General features: G+C 70.8%; 11 protein-coding genes. 6 read left to right on the top strand and 5 right to left on the bottom strand.

All coding sequences use genetic code 11. From position 1 onward, the window contains the following. Window positions 1-57: 57 nt before the first annotated feature. The 3 genes from AB0M73_RS19335 to AB0M73_RS19325 all read left to right on the top strand — a co-directional run bounded on the left by AB0M73_RS19335 (window position 58) and on the right by AB0M73_RS19325 (window position 4,873). A complete protein-coding gene (locus AB0M73_RS19335; protein WP_043723023.1) occupies window positions 58-561 on the top strand; it encodes an amino-acid N-acetyltransferase in 504 nt (167 codons plus the stop codon). Between the two features lie 53 nt (window positions 562-614). Continuing rightward, window positions 615-1,415, top strand: a complete 801-nt coding sequence (locus AB0M73_RS19330) for a MerR family transcriptional regulator (RefSeq protein ID WP_043723020.1) — start codon at window positions 615-617, stop codon at window positions 1,413-1,415. A gap of 110 nt (window positions 1,416-1,525) precedes the next feature. Further along, on the top strand, window positions 1,526-4,873 hold the full coding sequence (locus tag AB0M73_RS19325) for a hypothetical protein (RefSeq protein ID WP_363892122.1): 3,348 nt from the start codon (window positions 1,526-1,528) through the stop codon (window positions 4,871-4,873). Window positions 4,874-4,876: 3 nt separating this feature from the next. Here the strand turns inward: AB0M73_RS19325 and AB0M73_RS19320 are convergent, their stop codons facing one another. Then, window positions 4,877-7,315 carry a DNA translocase FtsK 4TM domain-containing protein gene (locus tag AB0M73_RS19320; protein WP_363892120.1) on the bottom strand — a complete coding sequence of 813 codons (2,439 nt, stop codon included), beginning with the start codon at window positions 7,313-7,315 and terminating at the stop codon, window positions 4,877-4,879. A gap of 73 nt (window positions 7,316-7,388) precedes the next feature. Between AB0M73_RS19320 and AB0M73_RS19315 the strand changes: the two genes are divergently transcribed. Further along, the gene (locus AB0M73_RS19315; RefSeq protein ID WP_363892118.1) at window positions 7,389-8,303 is read left to right on the top strand and encodes an EamA family transporter; all 915 of its coding nucleotides are present in this window, start codon (window positions 7,389-7,391) and stop codon (window positions 8,301-8,303) included. Between the two features lie 53 nt (window positions 8,304-8,356). Here the strand turns inward: AB0M73_RS19315 and AB0M73_RS19310 are convergent, their stop codons facing one another. Genes AB0M73_RS19310 through thyX form a run of 4 tightly spaced genes read right to left on the bottom strand, consistent with a single transcriptional unit; the run spans window position 8,357 to window position 12,392 of the window. Next, complete coding sequence (locus AB0M73_RS19310) at window positions 8,357-10,054, bottom strand: ribonuclease J (protein ID WP_363892116.1); 1,698 nt, start codon at window positions 10,052-10,054, stop codon at window positions 8,357-8,359. Continuing rightward, on the bottom strand, window positions 10,051-10,965 hold the full coding sequence (gene dapA / locus AB0M73_RS19305) for a 4-hydroxy-tetrahydrodipicolinate synthase (RefSeq protein ID WP_363892114.1): 915 nt from the start codon (window positions 10,963-10,965) through the stop codon (window positions 10,051-10,053). Before dapA ends, AB0M73_RS19310 begins: the two co-directional genes overlap by 4 nt. A gap of 44 nt (window positions 10,966-11,009) precedes the next feature. Continuing rightward, window positions 11,010-11,636, bottom strand: a complete 627-nt coding sequence (locus tag AB0M73_RS19300) for a TIGR03085 family metal-binding protein (RefSeq protein ID WP_363892112.1) — start codon at window positions 11,634-11,636, stop codon at window positions 11,010-11,012. A 3-nt stretch (window positions 11,637-11,639) separates the two neighbouring features. Continuing rightward, complete coding sequence (thyX, locus tag AB0M73_RS19295) at window positions 11,640-12,392, bottom strand: FAD-dependent thymidylate synthase (RefSeq protein ID WP_363892110.1); 753 nt, start codon at window positions 12,390-12,392, stop codon at window positions 11,640-11,642. A gap of 141 nt (window positions 12,393-12,533) precedes the next feature. Here thyX and AB0M73_RS19290 point away from each other — a divergent pair, with 141 nt between their 5' ends. Together AB0M73_RS19290 and AB0M73_RS19285 are read left to right on the top strand one after the other, a co-directional pair. After that, window positions 12,534-13,142, top strand: a complete 609-nt coding sequence (locus tag AB0M73_RS19290) for a toxin-antitoxin system HicB family antitoxin (RefSeq protein ID WP_363892108.1) — start codon at window positions 12,534-12,536, stop codon at window positions 13,140-13,142. Between the two features lie 12 nt (window positions 13,143-13,154). Further along, the gene (locus AB0M73_RS19285; RefSeq protein WP_363892106.1) at window positions 13,155-14,060 is read left to right on the top strand and encodes a DUF4097 family beta strand repeat-containing protein; all 906 of its coding nucleotides are present in this window, start codon (window positions 13,155-13,157) and stop codon (window positions 14,058-14,060) included. The last annotated feature ends 158 nt before the right edge of the window (window positions 14,061-14,218 follow it).

Here is a 14,218-nt window from a genome sequence, read left to right as displayed (position 1 = left end):
GCGACGCCGGTTCACCGGGGCGGTGGTGTGCGGCGGCCACGGACTAGGTTGTCTGCCGTGGAAACCGGTCTTCTCGTGCGGCGGGCTCGCATCGCCGACGTGCGCGCGATCAAGGCGCTCGTCGATCACTACGCGGGCAAGGTGCTGCTGACCAAGCAGCTGGTCACCCTGTTCGAGTCCGTGCAGGAGTTCTGGGTGGCCGAGCTGGACGGCAAGGTCGTCGGCTGCGGGGCGCTGCACGTGCTGTGGGAGGACCTGGCCGAGATCCGAACCGTCGCCGTCGACCCGATGGTGGCCGGCCGCGGCATCGGGCACGCCATCGTCGGCCAGCTGGTCGCGCTGGCCCGTGAGCTGGGGCTGGCCCGCATCTTCGTGCTGACCTTCGAGACCAAGTTCTTCACCCGGCACGGCTTCGTGGAGATCGAGGGCACCCCGGTGTCGCCCGAGGTCTACGACGAGATGCTGCGCTCGTTCGACGAGGGCGTCGCCGAGTTCCTCGACCTCACGTACGTGAAGCCGAACACACTCGGCAACAGCCGAATGCTGCTGCAACTCTTCTAATTACAACTAGAAGAGTATTGACTGGCCCCCTCGCCGCGCGCGAGGATCATCACGTGTCCGTGGAGGAGCTCGCCGCCGAGGTCGGCCTGCCGACCAGCACGATCCGCATGTACCAGACCAAGGGTCTGCTGCATGCGCCACGCCGTGTCGGCCGCACCGCCCGCTACGACGTCAGCCACGTGCAGCGGCTCCGGCTCGTGCAGCGGCTCCAGGACCGGGGCTTCTCCCTGCCCGCCATCGGCCAGCTGCTGGAGGCCCGCGACCGCGGCGAGTCCGTCGCCGATGTCCTCGGCCTGGCTCCCGACGGCCCCGAGGACTGGATTCCCATCGGCATCAACGAGATCCGCGCCCTCGTCTCCGTCCGTGAGCTCCGCCCCTCCCTGCTCCGCCGCGCCACCCAGCTCGGTCTCGTCAAGTGGCGCCACGGTCGTCCTCACACCCGCCGCTGGGCCCTGGAGAGCGGCGCCCGCCTCTGCCAGCTCACCATCGGGCCGCAGGAAGTCCTCTCCCAGTACGAGCGTCTCCGCGACGCCACCGACCGCGTGGCCGCCGACTTCGTCGACGTCTTCGAGCGCCACCTCTGGCCCGCCATCGCCGAGACCTCCGGCCAGGCCGACCAGCTCGACAAGGTCCGCTCCCTGCTCATCGAGCTCACCAGCACCGCCGAGTCCGTCGTCGTCGGCGCCCTGCGTGAGTCCATCCGCGACGCCACCGAGCAGTTCGCCGCCAAGCACGGCCTCCTGGAGGACGACCCGGCCTGGCTCCAGGAACCCGTCCCCACGCTCGCCGAGCGCCTCACCGAGCCCGGCACCGAGGAGCCGGACATCGAAGGATTCCTCGCGGGGGAGGAATGACCGGCTGGGTGCGTCGTCACCAGGGGGGATGACGCACCCAGCCGTGGTCGCAGGGGCCCGATCCGGTGGAGCTCCCGCCGACCCCGCACCGGCGCCGCTAGTCTGCTCGAATGGCCAGCGGTGGCACGGACAACACGTTCTCCGGCAATCCCTTCCACTCGGTGATCTTCCAGGTCGGCACCCTCAACGGCGGCGTGCACTTGTCCGCGCCGGCGGTGGAGTCGCCGCTGGAGCCATGGGCCCGGTTGGTTGACGACTCAAAGGCGTGGCGCAGTGGCCAGGACCGCACTTCCGCCGTCGCCATGGCCTCGCACCTCGCCGGCGTTTGCCTTGACCTGCCTGGAGATCCGTGGCTCGACCGCGGCCTGGCCGAACGGTTCACCAAGCGGGTGAGCTGGCTGACCCTCAAGCTGGGCATCGAGTTCGGCGCGGCCGAGGCGACGCTGCTCACCCTGATTCCCTTGCTGCATCAGGTGTTGTGGACCCGCGCCGCCGCCGAGCGCCTCGACGGGCCGCCCCCTGAGTTCTACCGGGACCACAGCCGTCTCGCGGCCCGGATGGAGGGCCACGACGAGGTTCGCTGGTGGCTGTTCCATCGCTGGCTGTGGCTCCAGGCCGAGGTGCTCAAGCCCGAGTCCATCGCCGGGCTGCTCACCGGCGTCGACCTGCCGCCCGTACTCACCGCCGACCGGGTCAGCGGCCTGTTGCAGGGCCTGCGCATCGAGCCGAACGTCTTGTGCGGCAAGCAACGTCTGGTCGAGATGCGCCCCCAGGAGACCCTGTTCGGCGGCACCGACGACGAGGAGCACGTCCGCCCCCCGCTGCTCGGCCTCCTGTTGGCCGTGGCGTACAGCATGGCCATCGACATCACGGCACTGTCCGACATCATCGTCTGGCACACCCCCGTGGATTTCTCGCACCTGCACGAGACCATCGCCTCCGCCAGCTGGGAGTCTCGCGCCGACTGTCCCGTGCTGTCCGCCGTCTGCCACCACGCTGCCGTCGTCGAGGCCCTGCGCGAGCACACCGTCCGCCTGGACGCCCTGTTGCACGCCGTCCGTCAGGCCGCCGACACCCACCAGGTCCTCGCGCCCCTGCGTTCCCTCCCCGAACGCGCCTCTTCCGACGAGGTTCGTCCCGCCCTCGGCCCCGACCGCAAGCCCGTCTTCTCCGGCTGGTCCCGCTTCCGTATGGACGAGCAGCGGGTGCAGGAACTCCTCATGGGCGAGCAGCTCTACCGGGACCGCAGCCTCGCCATTCGCGAGCTCTACCAGAACGCCCTCGACGCCTGCCGCTACCGCCGCGCTCGAGAGGAGTACCTCCGCCGCACCACCGACCGTTCCTCCTCCTGGTCCGGCCAGATCACCTTCTCCCAGGGCATCTCTTCAGATGGCCGCCCCTACCTCGACTGCACCGACAACGGCGTGGGTATGGGTCTCTCCGAGCTCACCGGCGTCTTCGCCCGCGCCGGCGCCCGCTTCGCCGACCTCGCCGAGTTCCGCGACGAGCAGGTCGACTGGTCCCGCCTCGATCCCCCCATCGAGCTCCACCCCAACAGCCGCTTCGGCATCGGGGTCCTGAGCTACTTCATGCTCGCCGACGAAATCACCATCACCACGTGTCGGATGTCCCGCTACACCGGCCACCCCGGCCCGGTGTACGAGGTGACCATCACCGGCCCCGGCCACCTCTTCGAGATCAAGGAGCTGCCGACCCAGGGCACTCCCGGCACGACGATCCGGCTCCACCTCCGGGCCGGCATCGAGGAATCCTGCGTGGAGACCCTCGGCCGGCTGCTGGCCATCGCCGAATTCGACACCACCGCCCAGCATGGCCCCGAGCACTCCCGCTGGCCGGCCGGGATCTTCTTCGAGGGCAGCTACCCCAGGGAAATCACCGTCACCGACGTGACCGGCCAGGTCGTGTGGTGCGAGTCCGGCGGTGGACTGCTCGTCGACGGACTGCACACGGGACCACACCGCGGCGACACTCTCGGCGCCTTCGTGAACCTCACCGGACACAATGCCCCTCGCCTGTCCGTCGACCGAACGACGATCCTGAGCGATGTCGCGCCCGTCGTGCACGAATTGCAGCGGGCGGCGATACCGGACCTGATCGGCGCGGGCACGCTGCTGACCGAGGAATGGCTCAGCCGCCTGGGATTCGACAACCCGGCAGTGGCCGACATGATCGCGGAGCAATCGCCGGGCCACCCTATTTTTCCGGCCGACAAGGCGCTGGTCGGGGAATCATGGCCGATGCCCCCGCACAGGCAGATCGATTCCTATCCGCTGGACCACATCTTCCTGTGGCGCCTGCTGGCCCGCAACGACGCCGTCGAGCTGACGGGACTCGCCGCCGAGCTCGCGGAGGCGGGCCCGCTGCTCGCGGCGAAGCCCTCTGATGTGCACCTGCTGTGCGCGGGCCGGGGATATTCGCTGACGTGGGGATCGGCCGAGCAGCTTGCCGCCCCGGGACACATCTTCTCCGTCGCGTCCATCACGGGCCTTTCCCCCCGCTCGACCGCGCGCCGCCTGTCCGATCTGGGCATCAACGGCATGGAGCCCGACCGGTTCCCCGCCGGCCGCTGGCAGTCGCACAGCACAGAACTGGCTCTGCTCAGCCGCAATCACGACCGCTCCGAACCGTGGCGACTGCCCGGGGAGACCGTCTGGATGGGCCAGGTCCGAGCGGCCGCGAGCCAGGAACACATCTCCATCGCCGAGGCCACCGACATCCTGTCGTCGTACGGGTTCACGGTCGCTCCGGGCGGCAAGGCCGTCAAGAAGAGCTACGCGTCGCTGCCCGAGCTGGTGCGGGCATCGATCGAGCGGGAAATCCGCCCGGAAGTGCTCACCGACGACGCACTGCCGGAGTGGCTGCCCGCGTTGTGGGAGAGCCTGTGCGCCGACATGGAGACACCGTCCGCGCCGATCCCGCCCGGCGCCATGCTCCGGATGATCAACCACCTCGGTGTTCCGACGGCACAGGCGATGCAGCGGTGTCGCGCCGCGGGGCTGACCCCGCCCGACCTGCCGGCGAAGACGTCGCCGGAGGACGTCCAGCTGCTCAGCGTGCGGCTCAACGGTTCCGCGCCCTGGCTGGATGTCCGACGGCCGGTCCGGCTGCACCACCTGATCAAGGCCCACGCCAGGCTGAACCAGTCGCCGTTCTGGGCCGCGGACCGGCTGGCCGAGCTGGGATTCACCGTGCCGTCGGAGAATCTGCCGTACTACCCGGAGTTCCGCGACCTGACCCTGCTGCGCGATGCCCGACACGACGGCGGATTCCTCGATCCGGACAAGCCGGTTCCGTTGGCCCACCTGGTTTCCGTCAGCCGGCAGCTGGGCCAGCACCTCACCCAGGTCGCCGATCGGCTCCGGGAGCTGGGGATGAACGTGCCGGATCCGGCCACGACGATTCGGAAAGCGCTGGCCAAGATTCCGTTGCAGCGCTGAGGGTTACTCCTCGTCGTCCTCTTCGGGCTCGGGGGACGCGCCGCCGCCGCGGATGGTGTAGAGGACGCCGTCGAGCTCGTCGGGCTTGATGAGGACCTCGCGGGCCTTGGAGCCCTCGGAGGGTCCGACGACGCCGCGGGTCTCCAGGAGGTCCATGAGGCGGCCGGCCTTGGCGAAGCCGACGCGGAGCTTGCGCTGGAGCATGGACGTGGAGCCGAACTGGCTGGTGACGATGAGCTCGGTGGCCTGCAACAGGAGGTCGAGGTCCTCGCCGATGTCGGCGTCGATCTCCTTCTTCTCGCCGGCCTTGGCGGCGGTGACGCCGTCGGTGTAGTCGGGCTGGGCCTGGTCCCGGGTGAAGGCGACGATGGTGTTGATCTCGTCGTCGCCGACGTAGGCGCCCTGGATGCGCACGGGCTTGGCGGCGCCCATGGGGAGGAACAGGCCGTCGCCCATGCCGATGAGCTTCTCGGCGCCGGGCTGGTCGAGGATGACGCGGGAGTCGGTCAGCGACGAGGTCGCGAAGGCCAGGCGGGACGGCACGTTGGTCTTGATCAAGCCCGTGACGACGTCGACGGAGGGGCGCTGGGTGGCCAGGACGAGGTGGATGCCGGCGGCACGGGCCTTCTGGGTGATGCGGACGATGGCGTCCTCGACGTCACGGGGAGCGGTCATCATGAGGTCGGCGAGCTCGTCGACGATGGCCAGGATGTAGGGCCTGGGCCGGTATTCACGCTCGGAGCCGGGGGGCGCGGCGATCTCGCCGGACCGGACCTTGCGGTTGAAGTCGTCGATGTGGCGGACCTTGTTGACCTGCATGTCCTGATACCGCTGCTCCATCTCCTCCACCAGCCAGGCCAGCGCGGCGGCGGCCTTCTTGGGCTGGGTGATGATGGGCGTGATCAAGTGCGGAATGCCCTCGTACGGCGTGAGCTCGACCATCTTGGGGTCGATGAGGATCATCCGGCACTCGTCGGGAGTGGCCCGGGCCAGCAGCGACACCAGCATGGAGTTGACGAAGCTGGACTTGCCGGAGCCCGTGGAGCCGGCCACCAGGAGGTGGGGCATCTTGGCCAGGTTGGCGGTGACGAAGTGGCCCTCGATGTCCTTGCCCAGACCGACGACGAGCGGGTGCTCGTCGGCAATGGTGGTGGGCGCGCGCAGGACGTCGCCCAGGCGCACCATCTCCCGGTCGCTGTTGGGCACCTCGATGCCGACGGCGGACTTGCCGGGGATCGGGGCCAGCAGGCGGACGTTGTCGGTGGCGACGGCGTAGGCGATGTTCTTGGTCAGCGCGGTGATCTTCTCGACCTTCACACCGGGACCGAGCTCCACCTCGTACCGCGTGACGGTCGGGCCGCGGGTGAAGCCGGTGACCTGGGCGTCGATGGAGAACTGCTCCAGCACCCCGGTGATGGCCTCGATCATCGTGTCGTTGGCCCGGCTCCGGGACTTCGGCGGATCGCCGTCCTGCAGGACGTCCAGCGACGGCAAGGTGTAGTCACCCTCGACGGCCCTCGGCGCGACGGGCTTGTCCGCAGCAGCGGCTGGAGCCTTGCGTGGCTTGGGGGCGGGGCGAGGAGGCGCGGCGGGTTCCGGCTCCTCGGTCGGCAGCTCCAGCTGCTGCGGCGCCTCCTCGGCGGCGTCGGCGGCCTGGCGGCGTCGCGACGGCCGGCGCAGGCGCACGGCGGAGCTGTCCTTGTCGGTGACGCCCTCGGTGGGCGTGGCTTCGGTGGCCGGCGGCGCCGGCAACGACGCAGCTGACTGGTCGATGAGGGCACGGAGCCGGTTCGGCACCTCGCGGATGGGCGTCCCGGTCAGCAGCAGCACGCCGTACACGGCGACGAGCCCGAGCAGCGGCACGGCGACCCAGCCGGTGAGGCCCTGAGCCAGGAAATGCCCGGCCAGCCACCCGATCGCGCCGCCGGCGCTGCCACTCTCCGAAGCGAGTTCCGGCGCGCCGAAGAACAGGTGCAGCAGCCCGAGCACGGCCACCCCGAGCAGGATCATGCCGAAGACGATGCGCGGCCGGGCCTCGGGCAGCGGGTCTGAGCGCATGAGCACGATGCCGATGAACAGCAGCACGAGCGGCAGCACGTAGGCGGCGCCGCCGATGACGCTGCGCACGGCCAGGTCGAGCCAGCCGCCGACGGGCCCGCCGGCCTGCCACCAGACGCCGGCGGCGAAGATCACGCCGAGGCCGATCATCACCAGCCCCAGGCCGTCACGGCGGTGCGCCGGATCGAGCTCCTTGGTACGGCCGACGGTGCGGGCCAGCCCCCCGATGCCCTTGGCGAAGAAGCCCCAGCCGACCTTCGCCGGCGCGGAGCCGGACCTGCGTGACGCGGGGGCCTTGCCCCTCGGCTTGCTGGCGGGGCGGGGCTTGGACGTGCTTCTCCCGCGCGCTGGGGTCCGCTTCGAAGTCGTCGTCCGGCCGGCCATGCCCCCTACGGTAGCCCTTTCACTTCCGTCACATACGTCACGGCGGGGCAAGTCGCTGATCAACACTGGCCCGGTGACGACTGCCCGACTCCGTTCCACCATCGCCAGCCTGCTCTCGGCCGTCGCCTTCGGCTTCTCCGGCCTGCCGGCCAAGGTCGCCTACGACGCCGGTTTCACGCCGCTCCAGGTGACTGCGGTGCGCATTGTCCTGACGGCGATCGTGCTGCTGGCCTTCGTGGTCCCGTTCGCCGGCCTGCCCAAGCTGACCGAGTGGCGGCTGGTCCTGGGTTACGCGCTCCTCGGCGTGATCGGCAGCCCGCTGCTGTACTTCGTGGCGGTCTCGCGGATCCCGGTCGGTGTGGCGATGGTGCTGGAGTTCCTCGCGCCCGTGCTGGTGGCGCTGTGGATCCGGTTCGTGCGGCGGACGCGGCTGCCGGCGTCGATGTGGTGGGGCACCGTGCTGGCCCTGATCGGCCTGGCGATGATCGCGCAGCTCTTCGACGGCGTCAGCTTCGACCTGGTCGGCACAGTGGCCGGCTTGGGCGCGGCCGTCGGCACGGCGGCCTACTACCTGCTGGGCGAACGCGCCGCCCGCGACGGCGATCCGATGGCCCTGACCACCGGCGGCATGGTCGTCGGCGCGGTGGTGATCAGCCTGGTCAGCCCGCCGTGGGCGTGGCCGTGGCACGCCATGGCGACACCGACGGCGCTCGGCCCGGTGTGGCTGGCCCTGCTGCTTCTCGCCGTGGTCAGCACGGCTTTCGCCTACATCGCCGGCATCCTCGCTTTGAAGCACCTGCCGTCGGCCGCCGCCTCCGTGCTGGGCCTGGTGGAGCCCCTGGTCGCCACGTTGGCAGCGTGGCTGATCCTCGACCAGGTGCTCAACGTCGTGCAGATCGTCGGCGCCGTCGTGTTGCTGGCCGGCGCCGCCATCGTGCAGATCGCCGCCGGCCACCGCATCGAACCCGACACGCCCCCCACGCTGTGAAGGGACCATTCCTACACTCCGAGTGGAGGAATGGTCCCTTCCGAACCTGAACGTCAGACCGGGATGACGGTGGGGATGATCATCGGGCGGCGGCGGTAGGTCTCGGCGACCCAGCGGCCGACGACGCGGCGGACGGACTGGGCGATGCGGTGGGTGTCGGTGATGCCCTCCGACTCCGTGCGGGACAGCTCCATCTCCACCAGCGGCACGACCTGGTCGAGCGCCTTGGGGTCGTCGGAGAAGCCGCGGCCGGAGATGGTCGGCGGGGCGACGGCGCGGCCGGTGGCGGTCTCCACGGCGACGGTGATGCTGATGAAGCCGCCCTCGCCGAGCACGAGCCGGTCGGACAGGGTGGACTCGCCGACGTCGCCGACGGACAGGCCGTCCACGTACACGTGCCCGACCTCGACCCGGCCGGAGATGGCGGCCTTGCCGTCGATCAGGTCGACGACCACGCCGTCCTCGGCGATGATCACCTGCTCGGCGGCCACGCCGGTGCGGATGGCCAGCTCGGCGTTGGCCCGCAGGTGCTTCCACTCGCCGTGCACGGGCATGACGTTGCTGGGCCGCACCGCGTTGTACAGGAACAGCAGCTCGCCGGCGGCGGCGTGGCCGGACACGTGCACCTTGGCGTTGCCCTGGTGCACGACGTGGGCGCCGAGCCGGACGAGGCCGTTGACCACGCCGAACACCGCGGTCTCGTTGCCGGGGATCATGGAGCTGGCCAGCACGACGGTGTCGCCGGAGCGGATGGAGATCTGGCGGTGCTCGCCGCGGGCCATCCGGGACAGCGCCGACAGCGGCTCGCCCTGCGACCCGGTGGAGACGAACAGCACCTCGCCCTCGGGCATCAGCATCGCCGCGTCCAGGTCGACGAACAGCCCGTCGGGCACGTGCAGCAGCCCCAGGTCGGCGGCGATGCCCATGTTGCGGACCATGGACCGGCCGACCAGGGCGACCTTGCGACCGTGCTTCACGGCGACGTCGAGGATCTGCTGCACGCGGTGCACGTGGCTGGCGAAGCAGGCCACGATGACGCGCTGGGTGGCCTTGCGGATCACCTGGTCCAGCACGGGCCCGATCTCGCGCTCGGGCGTGACGAAGCCGGGCACCTCGGCGTTGGTGGAGTCGACCAGGAACAGGTCGACGCCCTCGTCGCCGAGCCGGTGGAAGCCGGCCAGGTCGGTGAGCCGGCCGTCCAGCGGCAGCTGGTCCAGCTTGATGTCGCCGGTGTGCAGCACCAGGCCGGCCGCGGTGCGGATGGCGATGGCCAGCGCGTCCGGGATGGAGTGGTTGACGGCGAAGTACTCCAGCTCGAACGGCCCGTGCTGGGTGCGCTCGCCCTCGACCACCTCGTGCAGCACCGGGGTGAGGCGGTGCTCCCGGCACTTGGCGGCCAGCAGCGCGAGCGTGAACTTGGAGCCGATCACCGGCACGTCGGGCCGGTTGCGCAGCAGGAACGGCGCGGCCCCGATGTGGTCCTCGTGGCCGTGCGTGAGCACGATGGCCTCGATGTCGTCGAGGCGGTCCTCGATGGCCCGGAAGTCGGGCAGGATCAGGTCGACGCCGGGCTGCATGTCCTCGGGGAACAGCACGCCGCAGTCCACGATGAGCAGCCGGCCGGCGTGCTCGAAGACGGTCATGTTCCGGCCGACTTCGCCGATGCCGCCGAGCGCGACGATGCGCAGGCCACCGTCGGCCAGCGGCGGCGGGTTGTTGCTCGGCCGCGACGGGATGATCACGTCGGTCACGCGGACACCTCCAGGCCGACGGCGCGCAGCACGTCGGCGAGCGTTTCGGTCTGTTCGGGAGTCGCGGCCGGCAGCGGCAGCCGCGGATCGCCCACCTCGACGCCGGTCAGCCGCAGGGCGGTCTTGGCGAAGATCACGCCGCCGCCGATGGCGGACATGGCGCGGTGCAGCGGCAATAGTTCGTTGTGCACGGCCCGGGCGGCGGCGAGGTCGCCGGCGTCGACGGCGTCGGCCATGGCCCGCAGCCGGTCGCCGACCACGTGCCCGATCACGCTGACCATGCCGGCCGCGCCCAGCGCGAGCCACGGCAGGTTGAGCGGGTCGTCACCGGAGTAGTAGGCGAGTCCGGTGCTGGCCAGCACCTCGCTGCCGGCGAGCAGATCACCCTTGGCGTCCTTCACAGCCACGATCCTGGGGTGTTCGGCCAGCCGGCGCAGCGTGTCGACCTCGATCGGGACGATCGTGCGCGGCGGAATGTCATACAGCATCACCGGCAGCCCGGTGGCGTCGGCCACGGCCCGGAAGTGGGCGTAGACGCCGGCCTGCGGCGGCCGCGAGTAGTACGGGGTGACGGTCAGCACGCCGTGCGCGCCGGCCTTCTCGATCAGCTGCACCTGGCGCACGGAGTGCGCGGTGTCATAGCTGCCGGCGCCGGAGATCACCAGCGCGCGGTCGCCGATCGCGTCCACCACCGCACGGACCAGCTCCGCCTTCTCCGTCTCGGTGGTGGTCGGCGACTCGCCGGTGGTGCCGTTCACCACGACGCCGTCATGCCCGCGGTCGACCAACCGGTTCGCCAGCTCCTGGGCTTTGTCCAGGTCGAGCGCGCCCTCCCGGTCGAACGGGGTGATCATGGCGGTGAGCACCCGGCCGAAGGGCCGTCCTGGTGCTGTGGTGGAACTCCCGGTCATGGCCAAGACGCTACCCGGTCCACGCCTTGACCAAGACCAGGAGGTCACACGCCTCGGTTGAGGCCCTTGACCCGGGCAATGGCCGACTGCTCGCCGTCGAACTCCAGGCGGACCTGGTCGCGGCCGGACAGGAACAGCACCAGCTCACCGGGCTCGCCGGTGATGGTGACGGTGTTCGGGCCGCGCTTGGCGGCCACCTCGCTGCCGTTGGCACGGCGCAGGACGACACCGACCGGACTGGTGCGGAAGGTGATCTTGCTGGTGCGCGACAGCTGGTTCCACAGCGCGGCGTCACGCACCGGGTCGGGCGGGCGCGGCTCCCAGTCGGGCTGGGCCCGCCGCAGGTCCTCCAGGTGCACGAACATCTCGACGGTGTTGGCCAGCTCGTCCACGCCCGGAATGCCGAACGGGGAGAGCTTGGGCGGCCCGCTGCGCACCAGGTCGACCAGCTGCGGCCACGGCTTGGCCGCGTAGGAGTCCTGCACCCGCTGGGTGTGCGGGGCCAGGGCCTTGATCATGATGCCGGGCGTCGCGTCGATCCGGCGTTCCCGCACGGCCAGGTGCGCCGCCAGGTCGCGGGCGTTCCAGCCCTCGCACAGGGTGGGCGCGTCCGGGCCGAGGTCCTCGAACGCCTCGCAGATCAGCCGGCGCTCGTCGCTGGCCACGCCCATTGCTCAGCCCTCCGTCACGAACGGGCTCGAGGCCACCTCGGTGCCGTCGGGCAGCGTGGAGATGGTGAAGTCCTCGAAGATGTTGCCGGCGGCCTTCTTGAGCTCGCGCAGGCACTCGATGGCCAGCGCGCGGATCTCGACGTCGGCGGCCTCGCTGGCCCGCATGGCGACGAAGTGCCGCCAGGCCCGGTAGTTGCCGGTGACGACGATGCGGGTCTCGGTGGCGTTGGGCAGCACCGCGCGGGCGGCTTGGCGGGCCTGCTTGCGGCGCAGCGTGCCGCTGGGCACGTCGGCGAACTTCTTCTCCAGGCCCTCGAGCAGCTCGGTGTAGGCCTTGACGCTGGCCTCGGCCGCGGCCAGGAACTTCTCGTGCAGCTCCGGGTCGCTGGCGATGACCTCGGGCTCGACCATCGCCGCGTCCCGCTCGGGCACGTAGCGCTGGGACAGCTGCGAGTACGAGAAGTGGCGGTGCCGGATCAGCTCGTGGGTCAGCGACCGGGACAGGCCGCTCAGGTAGAAGCTGACCGAGCCGTGCTCCAGCACGGACAGGTGGCCGATCTCGATGATGTGCCGGATGTAGCCGGCGTTGGTCGCGGTCGCCGGGTTCGGCTTGGACCAGGACTGGTAGCAAGCGCGGCCGGCGAACTCGGCCAGCGCCTGGCCGCCGTCCTCGTCGGTCGTCCACGGCACGTCCGCCGGCGGGAAGAACTCCGTCCTGGCGATGAGCTGCACCTTCAGCGGCACCGTCTCGGTCACGAGCCTTGTCTCCTACTCCCCGGTGGCGGTTCACCCGAGCCTAGACGACCACCACCGGGTGACGGCCTGTGACATCATGGCGATGTCACCGATGACGTCACAGGCCTTGACTGACGTCACGAGTGATGTCAGAGTGACGTCATGGATCTCTCGCCGTACATCGCGACGTTGCGCGAGGACCTCACGACCGCCGCCGCAGCCGGGGACGACAACACCCGACGCACCGCAGCCGTGCTGTCCGCCGCGCTCGAGCCGGCCGTCCGGCTGGCCATCATGAACGCGCTGTCCGACCTCGCCGCCGAGGTCACCGCGTCGCTCGACGACCACGTCGTCAGCCTGCGGTTGGACGGCAGGGACGTGCAGGTGGTGGTCAACGCGACCACCTCGCCGTCCGAATCGGACGAGCCGGTCGCCGAGGAGACCGTCTTCGACCCGACCGGCGACATCAGCCGCATCACGGTCCGGCTGATGGAGGAGCTCAAGGCCAAGGCCGAGCAGGCCGCCTCCGCGCAGGGGCAGTCGCTCAACGCCTTCGTGGCGCAGGCCGTGCAGGGGGCGCTGAACAACCAACACCGCGGCGGCGGGCGCGGCCGAGGCCGCAACCGCGGCGGGCAGTGGTGGGACGACAACCAGAACTGGGGTCGCCACGGCGGGGGCCGTGGCAACTGGCAGGGATGGCACGACCAGGGCCCGGACCAGCGGCGCGGCGGCCACGGCGGCTCCCGCGTCAGCGGCTGGGTGGAGGGCTGAGGGGTGGAGACGGTGACCGAGAGCGAGAACGCGCCCGGCGACACGGGCTACGTGCGCGAGGAAGAGTTCGAGGCGGCCGGTCCGGTCGAGATCGACATCGCCGTGGGGGCGGGCCGGATCGACGTGCGGCTGTCCGAGCGGCCGGGCGTGCGGGTCGCCGTGCGCTACGACGGGGACGCCGCCGACCAGTGGATTCCCGGCCTGTCCGGGCTGCTCAACTGGGTCAGCGACCAGTTCGGCACCACGTCCGAGGGATCGCCCGACGACGCCGTGCGGCAGACCCGCATCGACCTGACCGGCAGCCGGCTGGTCGTGCGCACGCCCAAGCCGCTGCCCATGCGCGGCGTGCCGCTGGCGATCGTGGTCGAGGCGCCCAACGGCTCGCACGTGGAGTCCAAGAGCGGCTCCGCGTCGCTGGTCACCACCGGCTCCGCCGGGCGGCTGAACGTCGTCAGCGGCACCGGTGACGTCAGCGTCGACCGTGCCGACGGCGTCGCCAGCGTGCACAGCGGCTCCGCGGCCGTGCGGCTCGGCCCCATGATGGGCGGTGTCCGGGTGAAGTCCGGCTCCGGCGACATCGAGGTGTCGTCCGTCGGCGGGCGCAGCGCCCTGTTCACCGGCTCCGGCGACGTGTGGCTCGGGGCCGTGCAGGCCGACGTCATGGTGCGCACCGGCACCGGTGACGTCACCGTGGCCGACGCCGCCTGCGGCGCCATCGAGCTCGTCACCGGCAGCGGGGAGCTGCGGATCGCCGTGCGCTCCGGCACCGCCGCCATGGTCGACCTGGTCTCCCATGCCGGGCAGGCCCGCAGCGAGCTGGACGTGTCGAGCACACCGCCCGACGGCAAGGAGGCGAAGCTGACCGTGCGAGGCCGCACCGGCTCCGGCAACGCCGTCATCACCACTGCCGTCGGCTGAACTCGGGGGCGTGGCGTTCGTCGCCGTGGGGGCCGGGCGCCACGCACCTCGGCCCGGGGCCGCTCAAGGAGGGGATGAGCGGGCCCGGGCCGAGGTGTGAAGTTGGTGGCGAGAAGAGCTAGTCCACAGCCTCGGGGTCGTCCATGAAGGTGGGCGAC

This window comes from Kutzneria sp. NPDC051319, from assembly GCF_040682195.1.
GTDB lineage: Bacteria > Actinomycetota > Actinomycetes > Mycobacteriales > Pseudonocardiaceae > Kutzneria.
This window is presented reverse-complemented; position numbering and strand designations above follow the sequence as displayed.

Excerpts from the sequence above, each read along its gene's own strand:
- AB0M73_RS19300 (WP_363892112.1), bottom strand. The coding sequence starts at position 11,636 with ATGGGCGTGGCCAGCGACGAGCGCCGGCTGATCTGCGAGGCGTTCGAG.
- AB0M73_RS19325 (WP_363892122.1), top strand. The coding sequence starts at position 1,526 with ATGGCCAGCGGTGGCACGGACAACACGTTCTCCGGCAATCCCTTCCAC.
- dapA (WP_363892114.1), bottom strand. The coding sequence starts at position 10,965 with ATGACCGGGAGTTCCACCACAGCACCAGGACGGCCCTTCGGCCGGGTG.
- AB0M73_RS19290 (WP_363892108.1), top strand. The coding sequence starts at position 12,534 with ATGGATCTCTCGCCGTACATCGCGACGTTGCGCGAGGACCTCACGACC.
- AB0M73_RS19320 (WP_363892120.1), bottom strand. The coding sequence starts at position 7,315 with ATGGCCGGCCGGACGACGACTTCGAAGCGGACCCCAGCGCGCGGGAGA.